Origin of the sequence: Streptomyces sp. NBC_00539 (assembly GCF_036346105.1) — a bacterium.
GTDB lineage: Bacteria > Actinomycetota > Actinomycetes > Streptomycetales > Streptomycetaceae > Streptomyces.
This window is the reverse complement of sequence record NZ_CP107811.1, coordinates 44,567-65,179: the sequence shown is the minus strand read 5'-3', so window position 1 is coordinate 65,179 and position 20,613 is coordinate 44,567. Positions and strand designations below refer to the sequence as shown.

Here is a 20,613-nt window from a genome sequence, read left to right as displayed (position 1 = left end):
AACCCGCGCAATCCCATCGGCCTCACTTTGATCATCGTCTCCCTCCTCTTCGCAGGGACCATGATGCTCCTCATGGCGAATCGGACAGGCCCCTTCGCGCCCGAGCCCGCGCCCACATGGAGTGTGCCACCGGACGAATATGCCTGGCCGCCAGTGTCGGGCAACCCCGCGCCTTGGACGTCCGCGCCGGCCACCAGCACGACAGAACGCTGAGAACCGCGCCCTCGGCGCTTACGGATAAGCGAAGTTCTGAGCCCCGGGCGGAAGGAGGCGGCCATGACGACGTGGGGACTGATCCTGGCGACAACGGAGCGTAGACGCACCGAGGTGTACGTGATGGCGCACGTCGAAGGTGAGCGTCAGACGGCTCTGGCGGAGCTGGAGAGGAGGGCGCGCGACTATACGCCGGAGCACCCCTGGAGCCCCAAGCGCCGGCGCCTCTTCCGCGACGGCGACGGATTTCTGCTGATTATCGACGGCGTGTGGCAATCCCACGCCACCCGCTTCTCCGCTATCGAACTCCTGGACGACACAGACCGCCCTGCAGCAGCGCAACAGGTCAAGGATGAGCCGGCCGCTGCTGAGGAAGCCTCGGCCACGACCCCGGCGACGGCGCCTTTGACACCGGCTCCCGTACCGCTCGAACTGGCGGTAGAGCGCGACGAGGACGGAGTGCCGGTGAAACCAGCATGGCTGGGACGCACTGACCTTCCGTGACCAAAGCGGCTCCCCGGCCGTGGCCGTGACAGGCAGGCGTGGCAATGGCCCGGTGGTGCTCCGGGTCCGGGGCGCAGCCGAAATGTGAGCAAGTGGTCGTTGTTCGTAGAGATCGGGGGAAACGAAGGGCAGCCGATGAAACGGCTCAAGAAGTAACCGGTTCTGCAGAAGCCGCACCCGCGAATTCGAGGAAGGCCGGTCAGGACGCGCGCCGGATCGAGGCTTGGTCGCTGGCGTGGATGCTTCTGGCTTTGGTGATCTGGGGATGGTTCCTATTCCTGATGCTCGCCGACTACGGCCCTGAAATGCCTTCGTACGCGGGGGGCCGCGCCGTGTGTCGGGGTCCGTTCGTCGAACCCTCGCCGCAGAACAGGGTCTGCCGACCGATGAGCTACGCCAGTGGCCCGTACTGCTGGGCGTCGTTGCACTGGGGGCTGTAGTGACCGTTACCGCTGCGGCGACGATGGTGTCCGCGAAGGTCCTGGGCCGTCTGGCTCACCACGACGGCGCGGCCACTGGGCTGAGGGTTGCGGGCAGGGAGCGGCCGACTCAGGTTCAACAGGCCGAGACGGTGCACCCGTGGTTTCGCCGGGCTTTCCAGCGCTTGGCGGCCCGCGGCACTGCCATGCCTGCCAGCCGCCGGCACGACGAGAGCGGCGCCGAGGGCCACGTCGTAGATCCGATTGCTCTCACCCCACGGCCGTCGTCTGTAATCCCATGACGATTGGGGAGGCGACCAGCCACATCCCGCAGAGCAGGATGAGTACGTCGGAGCCCATCTCCGCCCCGCCGTGGGGACGTGAGGCGGCCGCGGACAAGGGCGTGCGCCCGGCCACTATGTCCCTTCGGACACCGGCCGGAAACGGAACACGATCGTGCCGCCGATGAGCTCGTTGTCTGCGCGTCTTCGGGGCCGTTCTGTTGGGCCATCGGCGCGCCAGGCACAGCACCAGGGCCACGAGCAGCATCAGCAGGCGGAGAATCACCGTGCTGACTCCTGCGCAGGCTCTTAACGCCACTGACCTGCGCAACACTGTGATGACTGTGCACCGTCATGACAGCCTCCTCCCGTGTGTTCTTTTCGGGTGCGGGTGGTGAGAGGGTTTCGCAGAGAGAGAAGACGGTTACACGACGTGGTTGGGAGCGCACCACTGCGGGCTGCCGTTTCGCCGTTCGTGGCGCAGTCGCGACCGTGTCCAGTTTCAACAGGAAGAGACGCGTATGACGGCGGTCGACGAGGGCGCGGAATCGCCCGAGAAGGTACGCAAGGGTGTGACCTCAGGGCAGGTGTTGGTGCGATGGGTGACGACCACGGATCACAAGGTCATCGCCCACATGTACCTGATCACCGCGTTCGGCTTTTTCCTCTTGGCCGGGGTGCTGGCCATGGTGATGCGCGCAGAGCTGGCCCGGCCGGGTCAGGGGCATGCCAGCCGGCAGACGAGGTGAGGACATGCCGTGAGGCAAGCGCAGGCACGGCGCGACCACCCACTTTCGGCTCGAGGTGGTTGAGGGGTGGACGGCCGCCGACCTCTCGTATGTGTTCTTGAGCGGAAGGCTTCCCATGGACCCGGTCGATCTGCCCCTCCCCGTTGTCCGGCGTGCATCCGAGACCATCGACGTCGCCACCCTCGAACGGGATCTGCGCTCCAGAGTGGACGGCGAGGTGCGCTTCGATGCCGGCACGCGCGCCGCCTATTCCACGGACGCTTCCAACTACCGCCAAGTGCCCATCGGCGTCGTCATCCCGCGAACGGTGGAAGCGGCGGAGGCGGCCGTGGCGGTCTGCAGGGAACACCAGGCACCACTGCTCTCCCGTGGCGGAGGCACGAGCCTGGCCGGCGAGTGCTGCAACACCGCGGTCGTCATCGACTGGAGCAAATACTGCAATCGTCTGCTGTCGGTGGATGCCGATAACAGACGGTGCGTAGTGGAGCCCGGCATCGTGCTGGACGATCTGAATCGCCGGCTCGCCGCACAGGGCTTGCAGTACGGGCCCCGGCCGGCCACTCACCCGAACTGCACCATCGGGGGAATGATCGGCAACAATTCGTGCGGGTCGACGGCCCAGGCATACGGCAAAGTCGTCGACAACCTCCACCGCTTGGAAGTACTCACCTACGACGGCCTGCGCATGTGGGTCGGTCCGACCGACGAGGAAGAGCTGGAACGGCTGACCTCTGGCCATGACCGGCAAGCGGAGCTGTACCGCGGCTTGACCGCTTTGCGCGACCGGTACGCCGACGTCGTGCGCGCACGATACCCGGACATCCCTCGGCGCGTATCCGGCTACAACCTCGATTCGCTGCTTCCCGAGCACGATTTCGACGTCGCCGGACTGCTCACCGGTTCGGAGTCCACGCTGGTCACGGTCCTGCGCGCGGAGCTGAAGCTCGTGCCGGTGCCCAAGCACACCACCCTCGTGGTCCTCGGCTACAAGGACATCTGCGACGCCGCCGAGCACGTGCCGGCCGTCTTGGAACACGAGCCGGCAGCCTTGGAAGGCGTGGACCACCAGCTGATCCACTTTCAACGGGAGAAGCACCTCAACCCTGAGGCCCTCGACAAGCTGCCCCAAGGAGGCGCCTATCTGATGGTTCAGCTCACGGGCGAAACACGCGAGGAAGCCGATACCAAAGCCAGGGCGCTGATCGGCGCCAAGCCCGACGATGTCGACCACACCTGGTACGACGATCCCCAACATGTGCGGGAGCTGTGGCTGGTGCGTGAGTCCGGCCTGGGAGCCACCGCGCACGTCCCCGGCAAGCCCGACACCTGGGAGGGCTGGGAGGACTCCGCCGTCCCGGTGGACCGTCTCGCTCACTATCTCCGCAACCTCAAACGCCTGTACGAGGAGTTCGACTACGGCCAGCCTTCCGTGTACGGTCACTTCGGACAGGGCTGCGTTCACACCCGGATTCCCTTCGACCTGGAGTCGGAAGAGGGCATCGCTCGGATGCGGGCGTTCGTCGAAAGAGCCACCGACCTGGTCGTGGCCTGCGGCGGGTCCCTGTCGGGTGAACACGGCGACGGCCAGGCGCGAGGCGAGTTGCTGGTCAAGATGTTCGGGACCGAACTCATCGAAGCGTTCGAGCAGCTGAAAGGCCTGTTCGACCCGAACAATCGGATGAACCCCGGGAAGATCGTCGTTCCCTACCGGCTCGATGAGAATTTGCGGTTGGGCGCGGACTACCTTCCCTGGGAGCCGGACACCGCCTTCGCCTACACCCACGACAGCGGTAAGTTCAGCCGGGCCGCCGCCCGCTGTGTGGGCGTGGGCAAGTGCCGTTCATCGCAGGGCGGCGTGATGTGCCCCAGCTACCGGGCCACTCGCGAGGAGGAACACTCCACGCGGGGGCGCTCCCGGTTGCTGTTCGAGATGGTGCGCAACGGCGACAACGCGCCGATCGCACCCGACTGGCGCTCCACCGCGGTGCACGACGCACTCGACCTGTGTCTGGCCTGCAAGGGTTGCAAGACCGACTGCCCCGTCAACGTCGACATGGCCACCTACAAAGCCGAGTTCCTGCACCACCACTACGCGGGCCGGCTGCGACCCCTCGCTCACTACTCGATGGGCTGGCTGCCCGCAGTGGCCCGTCTGGTCGCCGTCGCTCCCCGTAGCGTCAACGCGCTCCTCTCGATCGAGTGGGTGGCACGCGCGGCCAAGACGCTCGGTGGGATCGCCCCCGAACGTGAAATTCCGGTCTTCGCCGACCAGCGGTTCACGGACTGGTGGCGCGAGCGCGGAGGAACACGCAGTGAAGGGCTGCGCGGCGAAGTCGTCGTATGGCCCGACACCTTCACCGACAACTTCCACCCCGCGATCGGCCGGGCCGCCGTGGAGGTCCTGGAAGCGGCGGGCTTCCGTGTGAAGGTCCCCGACGCCGCGGTGTGCTGCGGGCTCACGTGGATCTCCACGGGCCAGCTCGATGTCGCCAAGCGCGTACTCGGCCACACGATCGACGTGCTGCGCGAGGACCTGCGCAGAGGGACGCCGGTGGTGGGCCTCGAACCCAGCTGCACTGCCGTCTTCCGGTCCGATGCCGCCGAGCTGTTGCCCAAGGACCCGGACGTGGAACGGCTTCGGAACCAGACCCGCACCCTGGCGGAGTTGCTGGTCGAGCGGGCCGAAGACTGGCAGCCACCGGCCGTCGACGCACGAGCGGTCGTACAACGCCACTGCCACCAGTACGCCGTCATGGGCTTCGATGCGGACCGCAAGGTGCTGGAACGCGCCGGGGTGGACGCCCACGTCCTGGATGCGGGCTGCTGCGGACTCGCCGGAAACTTCGGCTTCGAGAAAGGCCACTACGACGTATCCATGGCATGCGCAGAGGACGCTCTGCTCCCCGCCCTGCGCGAGACCGACGCGGGGACACTGGTTCTCGCCGACGGCTTCAGCTGCCGCACGCAGGTGGATCAAGCCGGCATCGGACGGACCCCGTTGCACCTGGCGGAAGTGCTCGCCTGCGCCCTCCGGGGTCAGGAGCCGACACCTGAACGTCCGTCACCGCCCGGGCGGAAGGCATTGGTGCCCCTGGGAGCTGCGGGCCTGACGGCCGCGGCACTGGTGGCGCTCGCGGGTGCCTGGCGCTCCGGTCGCTTGCACCTGCGAGGATTCCGTCACGGGTGAGGCCGCCACGACGGACTGGGGGCGCTTCCGCGGTGCGGGGGCCGTAACCGGGGATGGTGGCCGGCCCCACGGGCCGGCGCGTAGGGCCAGGACTCGGCTTCGGGGGCTTCGGATCAGCCGTGGTTGTCGTCGGATGGTCCCAAGCGTGCTGAGCACTCCAACAGGAGTGCGTGCACGAAGCTCTGCGGCAGATTGCCCCGTAGCTGGCGTTGAGCGATGTCGTACTCCTCGGCGAAGAGTCCGGAGGGACCGCACGAAGAGCGCGTACGTTCGAACCACCGCGTCGCTTCGATGTCCCGGCCCTCGGCGTGAGCAGCCAGCGCCATGGTGAAGCCACACAGCAAGAACGCCCCTTCCGCCTCACCGAGGGGCTTTCCCTCATCCTGCTGGAACCGGTAGACGTATCCGTCTTCCGCCAGGTGTCGCATCACCATGGAGCGGGTGCGCGCGAAGCTCGGATCGCGCGGATCCACGGCCCCCCGGGCCAGTGGCAGCAGCAGAGCGGCTTCCAGACCGGAATGGTCGGCCGCGCGCTGCCAGTACCCGTCGGGGTGCAGACAGCGAGCCCGTGTGGCGTCGAGGATGCGGTCCGCCAGTCGGGACCACTCGGATGAAACGGATGTTCCGAACACACGGGCGAAGTCGCGCAAGCCCACTACACAGCACAGCCGTGAGTGGGCCCACCAACGCTGTTCCAGTTCCCATATTCCGGCATCGGGTTCCGTCCAGCGTTCGGCCACCGCCTCGGCGGCGATGCGTGCGGCCTCGGCAGCCTTCGTGTCGAGGCGCCCGTGATCTGCGGCTGCGGCGAAGAGCTGGAGTGCTTCCCCGAACACGTCCAGTTGGAACTGCCGGCCGGCGCGGTTGCCCGTGCGGTCGCTGCCGCCCGGGTAGCCGACGAGCGGTAGCGGGCGCTCCCCGGGGAGCGGATCACCATTGACGGTATATGCGGGGCTGAGGTTCGCTCCGTCTTGGAGGATCCGCTCGGAAACGAAGCGCACTGCGCGGTCGAGGAGGGGGTGCGGTCCGTGGGCGGCTACGGCGATTCCGGCGTAACACTGGTCGCGGATCCAGGCGTAGCGATAGTCGTAGTCGCGGCCTGTGTCGGCGCGTTCGGGCAGTGAGGTGGTGGCGGCCGCTGCCATGCCACCGGTTGCGCTGGTCATTCCCTGCAGGACGGCATAGGCCATGCGGGTGTCGCGAGGTGCCGCCGTATGGGCGCAGTCGGGGACGGCATCCTTCCACCACCGCTCCGTCGCCTCCCACAGGGACCGCGGAGCAAGGGAAGCCTCGCCCGGCCGCGCGCTGATCTCCAGCACGAGGTCGTGGACGTCGCCCTCCCGCAAGCACAGCTCCGTGTGCAGCCCTTCGCCCGGACCGGGGCGGGCGTCATCGGCCCCCGTGAAGCGCACGTACAGCTGACCGGTGCGTGCCCGCCACGCACCGGCGCCGTGGTGGACCTCGGTCATACGGTGTCTGCCGAAGTCACCCCGCACGTCGAGGCTGACCCGTACGCGGGCGTCCCCACGCACCGCGCGGAGCTGTCGCAGCACGACCACACGGTCCGCTTCGGCGGGCACCGCCAGCGCTTCTCGGCACGAGATGACGCAGTCGGCCGTAACCCACCGGCTGACGCGGATGAGGGTCCCGTCCTCGTAGTACCCACCCCAGACGTTCCACGCGTCGGACGGGCAGACACGAAACTCACCGGGGCCGCCCAACAGCCCTGAGAAAACGGAGCCGCTGTGCCACGTGGGGGCGCACAGCCACGCCATCTGTCCCCGGGGACCGATGAGCGCACCGCGCTCGCCGTCGGCGATCAGCGCGTAGTCACGCAGCACCCAGGGCCCTTCATCGGGCTTTGACGCGGGCAGTCGAGCCATGATCGTTCACCCTGTCCGGAAGGGCTGGGCCACAGCCCTGTCCAGTTCCAGGCCGTGCCCCGGTGCCCCGGAGGAACCGGGCGTGACCGTACCGCCATGGGGATCAAGCACACCGCGGAAGAACATGTTCTCGATACGGACGTGGTCGTGAAACCACTCCAGGTGGCGGACATTGGGTACCGCGGCTGCGACATGGGCGTGCATGTGGGGGGCGCAGTGCCCAGAGATGTGCAGGCCGTGCGCCTCGGCCACGGCCGCGGCGCGCAGCCACACGGTGATGCCCCCGCACCGGGTGACGTCGGCTTGGAGGCAGTCGACCGCACCGGACGCCGCCATGCGGGCGAAGTAGGTGAGGTCATAGCCGTATTCGCCGGCGGCCACGTCGGCGGCGACACGATCGCGGACCAGGCGCAGTCCCGTGAGATCGTCGGAAGAGACGGGTTCCTCCAGCCAGGTCACGCCCAGATCCGCCATGGCAGCGGCCACCCGGATGGCCTGCTTGCGGGTGTAGCCGCCGTTGGCGTCCGTGTATAGCTCCGCATGATCGCCGACGGTGCGTCGCGCGAGGCGTGCGCGACGCAGGTCACGGCGCTCCTCGCGTCCCCAGGACTCGCCGATCTTGATTTTCATGCGGCTGATGCCCTGCTCGGCCCAGCCGCGCAGCTGCTGCTCGAGTCGAGCCTCGTCGTAGGTCGTGAGACCGCCGCTGCCGTATACCGCCACCTCGTTACGGGCCGCGCCCAGCAGCCGTACCAGAGGCAGGTCCAGCAGTCTCGCCTTGAGGTCCCACAGCGCGAGGTCGACGGCTGAAATCGCGCCGGCCACGACGCCGGGCCGGCCGATGTTGCGCACCGCCCGGCTCAACGCGTCGTTGACCGCCGGGACGTCAAAGGGGTCCCGTCCCACGACGATCTTCGCCAGCTCGTCCTCGACGACCGCGACGGTGGCAGGCGACCCGTAGGTCCAGCCGATGCCGCGCTGCCCGGCCGCCACGGCCTCGACGAGGACGAGCGTGGTGGAGTCCCACGTCAAGGTGGCGTCGCCGCCGGGGAGGTCCGTGGGGATCCGGTAGGCCGAGGCCGCCAGGTGTTCCACGGTGGGGCCGTCGGGTGCCTGGACCGCTCCCGTCACTTGTGCCCTTCCGTGCTGTCGTCCCGTCCGGCGCCAGGACGGTCCTCACGGTGGCGGGTACCGGGAAGGAATTCCTGCACCTTGGCTTTGAAGCCCTGTTTAATCATGGAGCCCCGGTCGCTGTCACCCCGTAGGACGGACAGGGCGGCCGCCTCGATCTGGTCCAGCGACGCGTGCGGCGGGATCGGCGGCACGGCCGGGTCGGTACGGAAATCGATCACGAAGGGGCGATCGGCCGCGAGGGCCCGGTCCCAGGCCGCCTCAACGTGCTTGGGCTTCTCGACCCGCACGCCGTCGAGCCCGATGCGCTGGGCGATGTCGGCGTAGGGCAGGTCGGGAATGTGCTGCGACTCCTCGAACTGTGGGGCGCCGGCCATCGCGCGCATCTCCCAGGTGACCTGGTTGAGGTCGCCGTTGTTGAGCACCGCGACGATCAGGCGGGGATCGGACCATTCGCGCCAGTACTTCGCCGCGGTTACCAGCTCCATCATGCCGTTCATCTGCATCGCGCCGTCGCCGACGAGGGCGATCGCCGGACGGTCAGGGTGGGCGAACTTCGCACCGATCGCGTACGGCACGCCGGGCCCCATCGTCGCCAGCGTGCCCGACAGGGAACCCCGCATGCTGCCGCGCAGCCGCAGGTGGCGGGCGTACCAGTTGGCGGCCGAACCGGAGTCGGAGGACAGAATGGCATTCTCGGGGAGCTTGCCGTCCAGCGCGTGGACCACGTACTCGGGGTTGATCGGGTCGGCGTCCACGGACGCCCGGCGCTGCATGACCTCCCACCAGCGGGCGACGTTCTTCTCGACCGTCTCCCGCCAGGCCCGGCTGGTCTTGCGGTGCAGACGCGGCAGTAGCCGCTGGAGGGTCTCCCGGGCGTCGCCGACGAGATTGACCTCGAAGGGATAACGTAGGCCGATCATGTGGGGATCGATGTCGATCTGCACCGCCCGTGCCTGGTCGAGACCCGGCATGAACTGCGTGTACGGGAAGCTGGAGCCGATCATCAGCAGGGTGTCGCAGTCCTGCATCAGCTCGTACGACGGGCGAGTGCCCAGCAGGCCGATGGAGCCGGTCACGTAGGGCAGGTCATCGGGCAACACGTCCTTGCCCAAGAGCGCCTTTGCCACGCCCGCTCCGAGGACGTCCGCCAGCCGCTCCACTTCGGCACGTGCGCCGCGGGCTCCCTGCCCGACGAGTACGGCGACCCTCTCACCAGCGTTGAGGACTTCCGCCGCCCGCTCGATGTCCGCGTCCACGGGAACCGGGGCGTAGTGGCTCATGCCCATGCTCGACGGCACCATCTTGAACGCATGCGTCGGCGGACTGTAGTCCAGCTCCTGCACGTCGGCCGGAATGATGATCGCGGTCACGGTGCGCTTGGCGTAAGCCGTGCGCATCGCCCGGTCGATGAGGTTGGGCAGCTGTTCGGGGACCATCGCCGTCTCGCAGAAATCCGAGGCGACGTCCTTGTACAGATTCTGCAGATCCACTTCCTGCTGGTAGGAGCCGCCCATCGCGCTGCGGTTGGTCTGGCCGACCAGCGCCACGACCGGAACATGATCCAGCTTGGCGTCATACAAACCGTTGAGCAGGTGGATCGCTCCCGGCCCGGAGGTGGCCGCGCACACACCGACCTTGCCCGAGAACTTCGCGTATCCGACGGCCTCGAAGGCGGCCATCTCCTCGTGTCGGGCTTGCACGAACTTCGGTCTGTTGCCGGCACGGCCCCAAGCGGCGAGCAAGCCGTTGATTCCGTCGCCCGCGTAGGCGAACACATGATCCACCTCCCATTCGCGCAGCCGCTGGAGGACGTAATCGGACACCTTCATGCTGGTCATCGACGCTCCGTTCGCGCTTCTGGCAGATTGCCCGCGCACTCAGCCAGGCCGCAGGCAATGTCGGCACCCAATGCATCTAACCGTGCTAAAGAAAGGGAAACGTCGATGGCCTGAAACCGACCGAGAGTGTTCCGGCGCGAAGCCCGAATGGCTCATGGCACAAGCCCTTGCCGGACGGCACGTTGGTCAACCTGCCGTGCCGCTGCACCGGCCATACCCGCTGCCGGCCGGTTTCGATCTCGTAGGTCGGCGCCAGGACGCGGACGAACGCGTTGAAGCGTGGGCAGCGGAACCGGCCGTTCCGGGGACCGGCATCGAAGCCGGGCGGGATGCGGCCAAGGGGGTGTAGTGGCGTGAGGTCTCCCGTCCGGGCTCCGGCCGCAGTGGTTTCAAGCGGATGTACGAGAGGTTCGCCGCCTTGCGGGTCCGTCCCGCCGGCCGGGAGGTCCGCAAGGCCGTCGACGGCCCGGAACCGCCCGCATGCTGGCTGCTGGCCGATCGGCCCGCCCAGGAACCGGACACTGCCCTGACCACGCTGGTGGGGCTCGCCAATCTCCGGTGGAGGATCGAGCACGACGACCGTGAGATGAAACAGGCCTTAAAACCACCGGTGTGGTCTCAAGGGACGATCAGGTTGGTTGTGGTCCGGGGGAGCCGGGTGTGGCTGATGAAAAAGTGCCGCTCGATGGCTCTCGGGGCATGGCCGCCCGGCTCCCTTGGACGCTCTGACTGCTGATTGAGAGATGCGGACATCGCTGATTAAGGCTTCGACGGCGGAGTGTTCTCGGACCACAAAGTGCAGGTCACCAAGGGGAGGACAGGCGTTGAGCACTGAACATCAGCGGATCTGGGTCGGCATCGATGCCGGCAAGGGCCACCACTGGGCGGTGGCCGTCGACGGCGAGGGCACCTCGCTCATGTCCCGCAAGGTCCTGAACGATGAAGACGACGTCCTGGCGCTGATCAGGGCCGCGCTGGAGCTGGCCGACGAGGTCCGCTGGGCTGTCGACATCTCCAGCCGCACGTCCGCCCTGCTGCTGGCGTTACTCCTCGCCCACGGCCAGCCGGTGGTCTACATCCCCGGCAGGACCGTGAACCGCATGTCAGGCGCCTACAGGGGCGAGGGCAAGACCGACGCCAAGGACGCCCGGATCATCGCGGACGTCGCCCGGATGCGACGCGATTTCCGTCCGGTCGAGGCGTCCGTCGAGCTGACAACCGGGCTCCAGCTCCTGACGGGCTACCGCCGAGACCTGATGGCCGACCGAGTACGGATGCTCAACCGCTGCGTGACCTCCTGGTCGGCATCTGCCCAGCCCTGGAGCGGGCCTTCGAGTACCGCTCCAGAGCTCCCCTGGTGCTGCTGACCGGCTACCAGACGCCCGCGGCGATCCGTCGAATTGGAGCCAAGCGCCTGACGGACTGGCTTGCCCGCCGAAAGGTACGCAATGCCCACGACTTCGCCGAGAGGGCCATCGCGGCGGCCAGCTCGCAGCACACCGCACTGCCGGGCGAAGACCAGGCCGCCCGACTCACGCGCGATCTCGCCCAGCAGATCCTGGACCTGGACGAACGGCTCAAGCAGATCGACAAGGAGATCACCGCCCAGTTCCGCACCGACGAGCGGACCGAGATCATCGAGTCCATGCCCGGCATGGGTCCGATCCTTGGCGCCGAGTTCCTTGCGGTCGCCGGAGACATGTCCGCGCACAAGGATGCCGGTCACCTCGCGGCGCCGGACTCAGGCCGCAAAACCGGCAACATGCACAGGCCCAAGCACTACAACAGGCGCCTGCGCTGGTTGTTCTACATGTCGGCTCAGGTCGCCATGACGATGCCGGGACCGTCGCAGGACTACTACCGGAAGAAGCGCGGCGAGGGGCTCCTCCACACCCAGGCACTGCTGTCCCTGGCCCGCCGCCGGGTCGATGTGCTGTGGGCCATGTTGAGGGACAACCGCCTGTTCACGGCGGCAGCACCAGCTCCTGCGGCCGCTTGACTTCTGCATTGAGCCCGGCCAGACGGCTCGGGGCGCTGGATGTACAGCGCTTTTCGGACTGCTTCAGGAAGCGGGGCCCTTGCGCTTCGTTGGCGCGGATAGTGTCCGACCGACTGGTGATCAACACGCCACAGAAGGAGCGGAAATGTCCGAGAGTGAAGTCCGTCAGACCCTGACAATCCTCGCCCAGGTGGTGAGCGAGGCGGACAAGGCCACGCTCACTGTGGAGGAGCGCGACGGTGAGCCGGTGCTGACCGTGACGGAAGGGACCGCTATCCCCTCTGGGCTGACGGTCCTAGACGAGACGGGGAAGCCGATTGCCGCCTATGTACTGGCGGTTCTCCCGAGCGAGCAAGCAGGAGGCCCCGAGATTCAGACGCGCGCTACCAACGTTATCTCCGCGTATCCCGCTGTCTATATCGATGAACTTTCGAACCTCAGCCTGTCTGTCTCTGCCGGTGCCACGGCTGTTCCGATCTTCGCTGACTCCGGGGAGCTGGGGCAGTAGGCGGGCGCATAGCGGCGCGGTCAGAGTGACCGTTCGCGCCTGCCCGGCGTTGTTAGGCGAGTAGGCGCGAGCAGTCCTTGCCTTGACTCAGGCATTGAGATGCCCTGGGCCTCGCCCACTTCGAAGGCCGCACCGGGACCGGCACCACCACGTCCCGAGATCCTCGCGGCCGCTGTCACAGGGGAGCTGCCAGCTAAAGGCCTGTCACCGGGCTCAAGAACCGCGCAAGCGTCGGCCACCGACGTCGAAGCGGCCGCCTTCCTCGTGGCCTGTCGCAACGCCAGCCCTGACCAGTCGCTGGAGGGGTCAAAAGGCGTGGCCGGCGGAGGCGCGCTAATCCGGCCGAGTCTGATTCGGGGTTAGGCTTGGAAGGTCTTCTGGGGGAGCTGTGTCCGCCGGGGAAGTGCCGGAGTTCCGTGCTGAGACGCTTAGCCAGGAAGGCGGTCGGACGGTAGGGCAGCTCGCCGCGTGAGTCCTGGCCGCAAGCGAGCATGAGCCGGTTCGACAGTGCCTCCAGCCGGTGCCCGCGCCATGCGCCCTCCTCATTATCTTCTAGGTGCCTTAGACCGTGTCCTACATGGTCAGTTTGAGGAGCCGTTTGTAGCAGCAGAGGGCTGCGGCGAGGCCAAGAAAGGCCAGGTAGTTGCCCGGTTTTCGTTCGTAGCGGTGGTTGAGCCGGCGGTAGCCGGTGAGCCAGGACATGGTCCGTTCGATGACCCACCTGCGTCGCCCGAGTCGCTCGCTGGACTCGATGCCCTTACGTGCGATACGGACGCCGATGCGCTTGCCCCAGAGCCATTTCCGCAGTTCAGGGATGTCGTATGCCTTGTCAGCATGCAGGCGCTGGGGCTTGGAATCGGCTGCGTGTTAGTTTTTACCTAGTCTGCCTAACTGATCGTTTCAGAATGAGGTTCGGAGTCGGCGTAAGGAGATGATGCTGCAGGCGAGTTGGAGGAGGCCGAGGTGGAGGTCTGCGCGTATCTCGTAGCGGGTGCGGAGTCGTTTGAACTGGTGGAGCCAGGCGAAGGTGCGCTCGACGACCCAGCGGGTCTTGCCCAGGCCGGAGCCGTGAGGTGTGCCGCGTCGGGCGATCTTGGGTGTGATCCCGCGTGCCCTGATCAGACGCCGGTACTTGTCGAAGTCGTAGCCGCGGGCCGCCGTGCGGCCCGCTCGCTTATCCAGCGAGGGCGAGGTTGTGCATCCGGGCAATGCCGAGCATGGCGTGGTGGACACCCTCGCCCTTGAGGCGGCAGTCGCGGAGGATCTTCCACGTCTTCATGCGGGCGAAGACGTGCTCGACGCGGGCTCGGACCTGCTTGTGGGACTTGTTGTGCTGCTCTTTCCAGTCCGGGAGTTCGGTTTGGCCGCGCTTGCGGCGGTGCGGGATGACGAGTCCGGTGCCCGGGTAGCCGCCGTCGGCGATCGTGACGGTGTTGCCGACGGCGGCCTTGGCGCCGGATTCCTCCCATGCCTTGCAGTCGTTGCGGTTCCCGGCGAGCGGTCGGCCAACTACGACGACCAGGCGAGTGTCGGCGTCGATGACGACCTGGTGGTTGGTGGAGTACCGATAGTTCTTCGATCGCTCAGCGATGGCGTGATCCCGGGCGGGGACCAGAGTGCCGTCCACGATGAGCACAGCGTCCTTCGCGAACCGCTTGCGGGGCTGGAGCGCGAGCATCGGCCCGAGATGGTCGATGATCCGGTCGGCCGCCGACTTCGACACCCCGAACAGCGGCGCAAGCTGCCGCATGGTCAGGTTCGTGCGCCAGTACGCGGCCACCAGCAGGGCCCTGTCCTCCAGCGGAAGGCTCCAGGGCCGGCCCTTGCGGACCGCGTCCGCACCCTCGCGCCGCAACACCGTCACCAGCTTCCCGAAGGCACGCGGGCTCAGCCCGGAGAACGGGGCTATCCAGGAAGGCTCCGACGCCGTGATCACACCAGTCACTGCGTGATCATTCCATTGCTTCAGGTTTCCCCCTGCTCGAACGCGATGCGACAGCGTTCTACCTGGTCGGCCACCTGCTCCATGTACCAGCGCATGACCTCGCAGGGGACGACGCGCTCGTCAGGGCTCCAGACGCGGACGGTCGGTTGCAGATTCGGGTCCTCGTCCGGGACATGTGTCACCAAGAAGGCAGCGCCGGGCAAGTGGGTCACTGCGGCGTCGGGGTTCTCGGCCCCCTCGGCCGACGCCCACTCAGCTTCGCTAAGTTCCACGGCCCACGCGTCGTCAGGCAAGGCGTAGTGGAACAGGACGGCGTAGTGGCGACCTGCGTGTTCTTTGAGTTCCCATGGCATGTCGGCAGGCTGCCACAGATGCCCTGTTGGAGGCTCGCGGGTATCCCGGGGCTTACCTGGGTGCAACCCGTCCAGCGTTTGCGGGACAGCCCTTAGGAACGGCAAGTGGTAGGCATCACTCACGCCGCTGCTCGCCGTGCGCTCGGCACCGTCGGATTTGCATCTCCGTCCGCAGCCAATCAGCCTCGCCAGCGCTCGGCGTGGATTGCCGCTTGTGCTCCGCCATGCTGATCACCCAGCACGTTCGCGTGTGCAGGCGTTAGCTGGAGGTACCGGGGGCTTCGATGGCGGCCGCCACGGATCCGCCAGCCCCGCGGGAACGGAGGAACCCCTGATGTCCAGCACCGTGAAGGACATGCTCGCCACCTACCCGGCCGACCTGGGCGACATCGACCAGGCTAAGCTCACCCGCTGTATCGAGGAATGCATCTCCTGCGCGCAGGCTTGTACGGCGTGCGCGGACGCCTGTCTGTCCGAGGGCATGATGGGCGATCTGGCCAAGTGCATCCGCACCGACATGGACTGCGCCGATATCTGCACCGCCACCGCCGCCGTCCTCTCCCGGCATACCGGCTACGACGCCAACATCACCGCCGCGGTCCTGAAGGCGTGCGCCATGGTCTGCAAGGCGTGCGGCGACGAATGCGGGCGCCACGCGGACATGCACGAGCACTGCCGCGTCTGCGCGGACGCCTGCCGCTCCTGCGAGACGGCGTGCAACGAACTCCTCGGCGCACTCGGCTGACCGGACCCAGTGCCGGCCCCCGGCCCAAGGGTCGGGGTTCAGAGGGTGCCGGCGACGGTCAGCCGAGTGTGCCGAGGCCGCGTGCGGCGGTGAGCAGCCATGAGCTGCTGCGCAGCCCGTACGCATCCGCCGGCCCGAGGACCTGGTCACCCCGAGCAGATCCACTTCCGCGAACGCCTCCAGGCCCAGCCCCGCCCGAACACCGAGATCCGCAGCTACTGATCTTATCGTAAGTTCGGTGGGTGTAGCGGCCGTGTGAGTGGGAGCTGTCGGGGTGGCTTATCGACCTTCTGCCTCTGCTGCTGGTTCTTTATCACGGCCCCAGTTGGCGGAGGCTCGGCGGGTTCGGTGCGTTCGAGTTGTTCGAGAAGGGTGTCTCGAATGCGGAGATCGCGCGGGTGGTGGAAAGGGGTGCTTCGGCCCTTCGGCGGCGTGCGGCCACCGGTCGCCCACCAAAGCTCGACGACGACCAGGTCGAGACCGTCCGGGCCGCTCTGGAGCAAGGCACTCAAGCCCATGGCTTCGAAGCCGATCTGTGGACCTGGAGCGAGTCGGCGAGGTCGTTGCCAGGGTGATGGGGGTGGTGTTGTCGAGGGCGTCGGTGTGGTGGCTGCTGACCGGCAGGATCGGATGGCCGAGGCCCGACCCCGCTATTGCGGCATCGATTGAACTGGAAGCGGGCCTCGACGGCCGGGGCCTTGGGCTACCACTCCACCGACCCCGATCGAGGCGCCCGCCTGTGCTTCCACCTCAAGCCCGGCAGCTACGACACCGTCGGGCTCATCGAGGTCCTGGAGCAGATGAAGGTGTTCTACGCGGCGAGCGAGTGGTCCTGGTGTGGGACGGCCTGTCTGCCCACTTGCACTTTCTGGAACCGGCGAGTGCCGAACGGCTCACGGCAGACGGGTACCTGCCCCTGCCCGGGCTGATCACCGCCGACGGTCTGACGCTGCTGCGCCGGGAAGCAGCCGGTCTGGAGGCGCTGGCGCGGCGTCGCGACTTCACGATGGAGTGCATGGACGACTCGCCCCGTCACATGACAACGCTCGGCGGGCAGATGATCACCGAAGCCTCCGACAGGATCCCCGCCCTCTACCGGGACCCTGACCTGGCCGGGCTGCTCGCCCGGGCGGCAGGCGAGCCGGTCACCGAGATCGCCGATCCGGTCGAGCGGCACGTCCTGAACGTCCTGCACCGAGCCGGCGACACCCACGGCGCAGATACCGACGACCACCCCTACGCCCTGGTCCTCTTCCTCGAAGCCCCCGAGGACCCCGCTGACGGCGGGCTGGTCCACTTCCTCCCGCACGCCGGCTCCCTGCGCGACCTGGACGCCGCCGATGGCAGCCGCACCGCCCGCCATCGCGCCGGCGATGCCTACCTGCTGCGCAGCGACACCACCGCCCACCGCGTCACCCCGCTCATCCAGCCGGGTCTGCGCCGCACCGTCCTGAATTTCGCCTACACCACCCCCACCGCCCGACCGCACCGCACCGAATCGGCAACCGAGCTTTACGCCTGAACACAAGCGAACGCGTCTCGGTGCACCGAGTCGGCAACCTGCGCAGTCACTCCAGCTCCGAGAGACCTGGGGCCCTCCGCGTCCTCGGCGTGGCCACCAGTTCGCGGGGCAGCGCCGGTCGTGCGTATGCGGCGACGGTGGCGTGCCGGGCACGGCCCCGATCCTGGTCGGCGTAATTACAGGTCGGTGTACGGGGGGATGACGCGGACGATCGCGATCAGGGTGAGGCGGGGCAAGGGCAGGGCGTAGAACCAGCCGTCGGCCAGGAGCGGGATTCGGCGCAGCCCGCCGGGCACGCCTCGGCGGGCACCTTCACCGATGTCGGTGACGTCGACCCCGACGTTCCCCAGGGCGACGAGCTCGTCGGCCAGGCGTTCCACCTCGGCCACGACGTGCTCGGGCAGGCCTTTGACGACGTGCTCTGCGTTAGGGTCGTACTCCCACCGCCAGGCGCTCAAGACTCCCCACCGTGGGGCAGGCCGGCTTCTGCTGCGGCCTTGTCCAGGATCCGCCCGATCTCCGAGGCGATTGCCCGGGCCTCTGCCGGATCGGTGACCTCGGCTGCCCGCGCTTCGAGCCGGCGCAGCCTCGCCGCCTGTTGCGGATGCCGTGCGATCGCGACATGCAGGGCCCACTGGCGCACGAAGCGGCGCATCGGGGCGGCGCTGACCTCGCTGCGGGCCCGGGCTACGGCCTCTGCCCGCTCGGCATCGAAGGTGGTGACGGCGTCCGGGGAGACCCGCGTCAACGCCGATCTCAGCTCCTCGACCGTGGCCGCAGGCTGCGGCACTCCACCCTGGTGTGGAGATTCGGCAGCGGTACTCATGCTGCGTCCACCTGCTCGTGCTGTTCACGGCGGTGGTCGGCGGCCAGTGTCGAAACATGCTGCCTCGACCAGCCCACCTGGGCAGCCACCGCCGCGGGGCCGCCCCGCTCGTAGCTGGCGGCGATACGCCCGGCGGCATTCCCGAGCGCGGCGCGCGCCTGCTCCAAGGCGGTCGCGCAGTCCTCGACGGTGCGGGTGAGCTCATCGAGCTCGTGTGCCTCTGCGGGGGAGAGCGCGATGCGGGTCATGCGCGCGGGTGAGGTCATGAGCCGACCCTGCCCCACCCACGCCCCAAACGCAAGCGCGCTTGACATCCCGCGCAGGGGTCGCACGGGCGAGCGCAGGGGCGGATGCAGCTACCCCTCCTCGGACGGAAGGTCACCGAGTTCACCAAGCAGGTCTCCGGCGGCGGCCTGCTCACGGGTCCACGACCACATCCCCCGGTCGAAGCCGCCGTCCGCGCCCACCGGCAGCAACCCGCACCGGCCAAGGCCCCGGCACCGGGGCCGGTGACGGCTCCAGCTCCCGCACCCCGCAGGGCGCTGCGCAGCATCCGGGCGCGGGCGCGGCAGGGGCGGGCGGCCTGGTGGGCGTGGTTCGGGCAGGACCGGATCACCGTCTGTGGTGTGCTGCGTGCCGGCGTTCTGGTCGCGGCGGGCTGATGGGCGGGCCACCTGAATTTTGGTCCAGGCGGACTTCGTTGTGACGGTCCTGGACGGCCGGCAGGCGGAGCACCCTGTGCCAGGGGGCGCTCTACCGGCCGGATCCCACTCCGCCTCCGACAGGCCCGCTGGTCGCGCCCTCCCAGGAAGTACAGTGGCACGCCGCGCGCGACCGAGCCCGGCTTCTGACCCGGCCGGCCTGTCCGCAGGGGATGCCTGGAGACGGCCGAGCGTCGGACGCCGGGATCCGGCTCCTTCCCGATGTGCGTGCTGCCCGCCCGGCAGCGAACATTACGACCGCTTCCATCCGGACCCGCTCGCGGAACGCTTGCCTCTCCGCGGTCAGACCCTCACCCTGCGGATACCTCATACAACCAGCATGCCGCGACGATCACCGATCGTCAGCCCTTACGACAACCCGCCTTCAAGGTCAGTAGCGGGTCACGGGCGTGGCCTACCTCGGTACTGTGCGCACAGGAGCGGACGCCGCGTGGCGACCGTTTCCGGAGGTCGGCCGTCGCTCGCCGTTGTTCTGGGCGGCCGGATGGCGGTGGGGAGGAGCGTTGTCAGGACATGGTGTGGCAGGTGCCGCCGCGGACCATGTCGAGGTGCATGACGACGACGGGGCGTGCCTTCTTGGCGGCGTTGGTGACGGCAGTGTCGGTGCCGGTCTTGATCTGCTTGTCGATCAGCGCGAGGGTCTTGGTGTGGCCGGCTTCCTGGTCGCTGAGCCAGGCGGCGTCGTAGTCCGCTGTCCCGGCTTTCTCCTGGACCGCCTTGAGTTTCTGCTGCTGCTGGGCCGTGGGCATGGTCGGCAGAGGCACCTTCGACTGGGCGGCGAGCGTCTTGAGATCAGTGTCGAGTTTTTGGTGATCGGCGACCAGTTTCGCGCCCACCTGCTTCACGCAGGCGGTCATGGCGTGCTGCTGGGCGTCCTGACCGGCGGCGATCTCCGCCAAGTTGCTTTGATGGGCAGACCGCACGAACGCGGTGTCCTGGCCGTCGACGGTCGCTGCGGCCAGCGCCGCCGGTCCGCAGACACCGGTCACCGCGGCCGCGAGGGCCACCGTGATCAGCAGACGACTGCGCATGGTGATCATCTCCTTCCAAGCAGCCTGGGCTCGAAAAGCCACGGGTACGGCCACGCCCGGCGCCTACCCGCCTCAGACCTGCCAAACGGCACGCCGCGAGGAAAGACCCGAGAAGCCGCCCCGGCCCAGGCGCCGCCCCCGATTGCCGAAGAAGCCGCTGAGGGACGTAGTTGCCCAGACGGAACGGCCTGGACATGAGGCACCACTCGCGCGAAAGGCACGCGAGTCCCTCCCGGCCGCCATGCAGCAGCCGGGGCTCGACCACCAAGCCCGACACCATGGTGACTAACAGACACTCGGTCGGGGAAGCAACCAGAGCGACCACCCTCCAGATGATGTGCCAAAGCACTCACCCTGGATCTGCACCGAGGGAGTCATTGCCCATGGCCACCCACCCAGACACGCCTCACGAGCCAGGCCGGCGCCGGGAGAAGCAACAGTCCCTCGGGCCTTTCAGCCAGGACCCCGTTCATCCGGGCCATCCGTCGCGCGAGCCGGGCATCGACACCTCGTCCCCCCGTCTCGAGGACGATCAGACGCGCGATGAGGAAGACCTGCGTGACGAACACCTTTGACCACCAGAGCACCGCACCCCCGAAGCTACCGCCGGCCTCCGTACATGGTCCGCGGTGGCACCTGCCGCACGCCCTGACGGGCTCGCCCGGTAGGCCTATCCAGCAGCGGCAAGTACATGCAGTGACGACTATGTGACCGGGATGTCAATCTTCTTGACATTCGTCCCCGGGCGAGGGAC

General features: G+C 67.8%; 16 protein-coding genes and 7 pseudogenes. 10 read left to right on the top strand and 13 right to left on the bottom strand.

Translation table 11 applies throughout. The features are described from left to right. Nucleotides 1–276 precede the first annotated feature (276 nt). The 3 genes and pseudogenes from OG861_RS00370 (at nt 277) to OG861_RS00360 (ending at nt 5,353) form a co-directional block, all read left to right on the top strand. The gene (locus tag OG861_RS00370) at nt 277–717 is read left to right on the top strand and encodes a hypothetical protein (RefSeq protein ID WP_329201810.1); all 441 of its coding nucleotides are present in this window, start codon (nt 277–279) and stop codon (nt 715–717) included. A gap of 1,221 nt (nt 718–1,938) precedes the next feature. Further along, nucleotides 1,939–2,136 (top strand): annotated as a pseudogene (locus OG861_RS00365) (cytochrome ubiquinol oxidase subunit I); the annotation flags it as partial. Between the two features lie 145 nt (nt 2,137–2,281). Then, a complete protein-coding gene (locus OG861_RS00360; protein WP_330260950.1) occupies nt 2,282–5,353 on the top strand; it encodes an FAD-binding and (Fe-S)-binding domain-containing protein in 3,072 nt (1,023 codons plus the stop codon). Between the two features lie 113 nt (nt 5,354–5,466). Here OG861_RS00360 and OG861_RS00355 read toward each other — a convergent pair whose 3' ends face one another. The 3 genes from OG861_RS00355 to OG861_RS00345 are packed head-to-tail and all read right to left on the bottom strand — an operon-like array spanning nt 5,467 to nt 10,199. Then, nucleotides 5,467–7,236, bottom strand: coding sequence for a glycoside hydrolase family 15 protein (locus OG861_RS00355; RefSeq protein WP_330260949.1), 1,770 nt, complete (start codon nt 7,234–7,236; stop codon nt 5,467–5,469). A gap of 6 nt (nt 7,237–7,242) precedes the next feature. Continuing rightward, complete coding sequence (locus OG861_RS00350) at nt 7,243–8,367, bottom strand: enolase C-terminal domain-like protein (protein WP_330260948.1); 1,125 nt, start codon at nt 8,365–8,367, stop codon at nt 7,243–7,245. Then, complete coding sequence (locus OG861_RS00345; RefSeq protein ID WP_330261943.1) at nt 8,364–10,199, bottom strand: thiamine pyrophosphate-requiring protein; 1,836 nt, start codon at nt 10,197–10,199, stop codon at nt 8,364–8,366. The genes OG861_RS00350 and OG861_RS00345 overlap by 4 nt, the downstream gene beginning before the upstream one ends. A gap of 322 nt (nt 10,200–10,521) precedes the next feature. On the opposite strand from OG861_RS00345, the pseudogene OG861_RS00340 reads away from it, so the two are divergent. The 3 genes and pseudogenes from OG861_RS00340 to OG861_RS00330 form a co-directional block, all read left to right on the top strand. Then, nucleotides 10,522–10,809 (top strand): annotated as a pseudogene (locus OG861_RS00340) (IS701 family transposase); the annotation flags it as partial. Nucleotides 10,810–11,032: 223 nt separating this feature from the next. Further along, a pseudogene (locus tag OG861_RS00335) lies at nt 11,033–12,207 on the top strand (IS110 family transposase). A gap of 145 nt (nt 12,208–12,352) precedes the next feature. Next, nucleotides 12,353–12,715, top strand: coding sequence for a hypothetical protein (locus OG861_RS00330; protein ID WP_330260947.1), 363 nt, complete (start codon nt 12,353–12,355; stop codon nt 12,713–12,715). A gap of 388 nt (nt 12,716–13,103) precedes the next feature. On the opposite strand, the pseudogene OG861_RS00325 reads toward OG861_RS00330, so the two are convergent. From OG861_RS00325 to OG861_RS00305, 5 genes and pseudogenes are all read right to left on the bottom strand, one after another. Beyond that, nucleotides 13,104–13,235, bottom strand: a pseudogene (locus OG861_RS00325) (alpha/beta hydrolase); the annotation flags it as partial. Nucleotides 13,236–13,288: 53 nt separating this feature from the next. Then, nucleotides 13,289–13,567: pseudogene (locus tag OG861_RS00320) on the bottom strand (transposase); the annotation flags it as partial. Between the two features lie 48 nt (nt 13,568–13,615). Then, nucleotides 13,616–13,873: pseudogene (locus OG861_RS00315) on the bottom strand (transposase); the annotation flags it as partial. A gap of 16 nt (nt 13,874–13,889) precedes the next feature. Further along, nucleotides 13,890–14,660 (bottom strand): transposase, encoded by a 771-nt coding sequence (locus OG861_RS00310; protein ID WP_330260946.1) that lies wholly within the window; start codon nt 14,658–14,660, stop codon nt 13,890–13,892. Nucleotides 14,661–14,680: 20 nt separating this feature from the next. Continuing rightward, nucleotides 14,681–15,013, bottom strand: coding sequence for a hypothetical protein (locus tag OG861_RS00305; protein WP_330260945.1), 333 nt, complete (start codon nt 15,011–15,013; stop codon nt 14,681–14,683). Nucleotides 15,014–15,347: 334 nt separating this feature from the next. On the opposite strand from OG861_RS00305, the gene OG861_RS00300 reads away from it, so the two are divergent. The 3 genes from OG861_RS00300 (at nt 15,348) to OG861_RS00290 (ending at nt 17,280) form a co-directional block, all read left to right on the top strand. After that, complete coding sequence (locus tag OG861_RS00300) at nt 15,348–15,758, top strand: four-helix bundle copper-binding protein (RefSeq protein WP_330260944.1); 411 nt, start codon at nt 15,348–15,350, stop codon at nt 15,756–15,758. Between the two features lie 99 nt (nt 15,759–15,857). Next, nucleotides 15,858–15,980 (top strand): hypothetical protein, encoded by a 123-nt coding sequence (locus OG861_RS00295; protein ID WP_330260943.1) that lies wholly within the window; start codon nt 15,858–15,860, stop codon nt 15,978–15,980. 637 nt (nt 15,981–16,617) lie between these two features. Further along, nucleotides 16,618–17,280, top strand: coding sequence for a HalD/BesD family halogenase (locus OG861_RS00290; RefSeq protein WP_330260942.1), 663 nt, complete (start codon nt 16,618–16,620; stop codon nt 17,278–17,280). A 176-nt stretch (nt 17,281–17,456) separates the two neighbouring features. Here OG861_RS00290 and OG861_RS00285 read toward each other — a convergent pair whose 3' ends face one another. The 3 genes from OG861_RS00285 to OG861_RS00275 are packed head-to-tail and all read right to left on the bottom strand — an operon-like array spanning nt 17,457 to nt 18,372. Continuing rightward, nucleotides 17,457–17,738, bottom strand: a complete 282-nt coding sequence (locus OG861_RS00285; protein WP_330260941.1) for a hypothetical protein — start codon at nt 17,736–17,738, stop codon at nt 17,457–17,459. Then, complete coding sequence (locus tag OG861_RS00280; protein WP_330260940.1) at nt 17,735–18,106, bottom strand: DUF6247 family protein; 372 nt, start codon at nt 18,104–18,106, stop codon at nt 17,735–17,737. The genes OG861_RS00285 and OG861_RS00280 overlap by 4 nt, the downstream gene beginning before the upstream one ends. After that, nucleotides 18,103–18,372, bottom strand: coding sequence for a hypothetical protein (locus OG861_RS00275; RefSeq protein WP_330260939.1), 270 nt, complete (start codon nt 18,370–18,372; stop codon nt 18,103–18,105). The genes OG861_RS00280 and OG861_RS00275 overlap by 4 nt, the downstream gene beginning before the upstream one ends. 84 nt (nt 18,373–18,456) lie before the next feature. On the opposite strand from OG861_RS00275, the gene OG861_RS00270 reads away from it, so the two are divergent. Continuing rightward, nucleotides 18,457–18,768: a hypothetical protein gene (locus OG861_RS00270; RefSeq protein ID WP_330260938.1), complete on the top strand. Its 312-nt coding sequence runs from the start codon at nt 18,457–18,459 to the stop codon at nt 18,766–18,768. 274 nt (nt 18,769–19,042) lie between these two features. Here OG861_RS00270 and OG861_RS34185 read toward each other — a convergent pair. After that, nucleotides 19,043–19,138 (bottom strand): annotated as a pseudogene (locus tag OG861_RS34185) (helix-turn-helix domain-containing protein); the annotation flags it as partial. A gap of 196 nt (nt 19,139–19,334) precedes the next feature. Continuing rightward, nucleotides 19,335–19,859 (bottom strand): DUF4142 domain-containing protein, encoded by a 525-nt coding sequence (locus tag OG861_RS00265; protein WP_330260937.1) that lies wholly within the window; start codon nt 19,857–19,859, stop codon nt 19,335–19,337. Nucleotides 19,860–20,613: the final 754 nt, after the last annotated feature.

Excerpts from the sequence above, each read along its gene's own strand:
- OG861_RS00305 (WP_330260945.1), bottom strand. The coding sequence starts at position 15,013 with ATGCCATGGGAACTCAAAGAACACGCAGGTCGCCACTACGCCGTCCTG.
- OG861_RS00330 (WP_330260947.1), top strand. The coding sequence starts at position 12,353 with ATGTCCGAGAGTGAAGTCCGTCAGACCCTGACAATCCTCGCCCAGGTG.
- OG861_RS00270 (WP_330260938.1), top strand. The coding sequence starts at position 18,457 with ATGCAGCTACCCCTCCTCGGACGGAAGGTCACCGAGTTCACCAAGCAG.
- OG861_RS00280 (WP_330260940.1), bottom strand. The coding sequence starts at position 18,106 with ATGAGTACCGCTGCCGAATCTCCACACCAGGGTGGAGTGCCGCAGCCT.
- OG861_RS00355 (WP_330260949.1), bottom strand. The coding sequence starts at position 7,236 with ATGGCTCGACTGCCCGCGTCAAAGCCCGATGAAGGGCCCTGGGTGCTG.
- OG861_RS00275 (WP_330260939.1), bottom strand. The coding sequence starts at position 18,372 with ATGACCTCACCCGCGCGCATGACCCGCATCGCGCTCTCCCCCGCAGAG.
- OG861_RS00360 (WP_330260950.1), top strand. The coding sequence starts at position 2,282 with ATGGACCCGGTCGATCTGCCCCTCCCCGTTGTCCGGCGTGCATCCGAG.
- OG861_RS00345 (WP_330261943.1), bottom strand. The coding sequence starts at position 10,199 with ATGAAGGTGTCCGATTACGTCCTCCAGCGGCTGCGCGAATGGGAGGTG.
- OG861_RS00265 (WP_330260937.1), bottom strand. The coding sequence starts at position 19,859 with ATGCGCAGTCGTCTGCTGATCACGGTGGCCCTCGCGGCCGCGGTGACC.
- OG861_RS00295 (WP_330260943.1), top strand. The coding sequence starts at position 15,858 with ATGAGCTGCTGCGCAGCCCGTACGCATCCGCCGGCCCGAGGACCTGGT.
- OG861_RS00300 (WP_330260944.1), top strand. The coding sequence starts at position 15,348 with ATGTCCAGCACCGTGAAGGACATGCTCGCCACCTACCCGGCCGACCTG.
- OG861_RS00370 (WP_329201810.1), top strand. The coding sequence starts at position 277 with ATGACGACGTGGGGACTGATCCTGGCGACAACGGAGCGTAGACGCACC.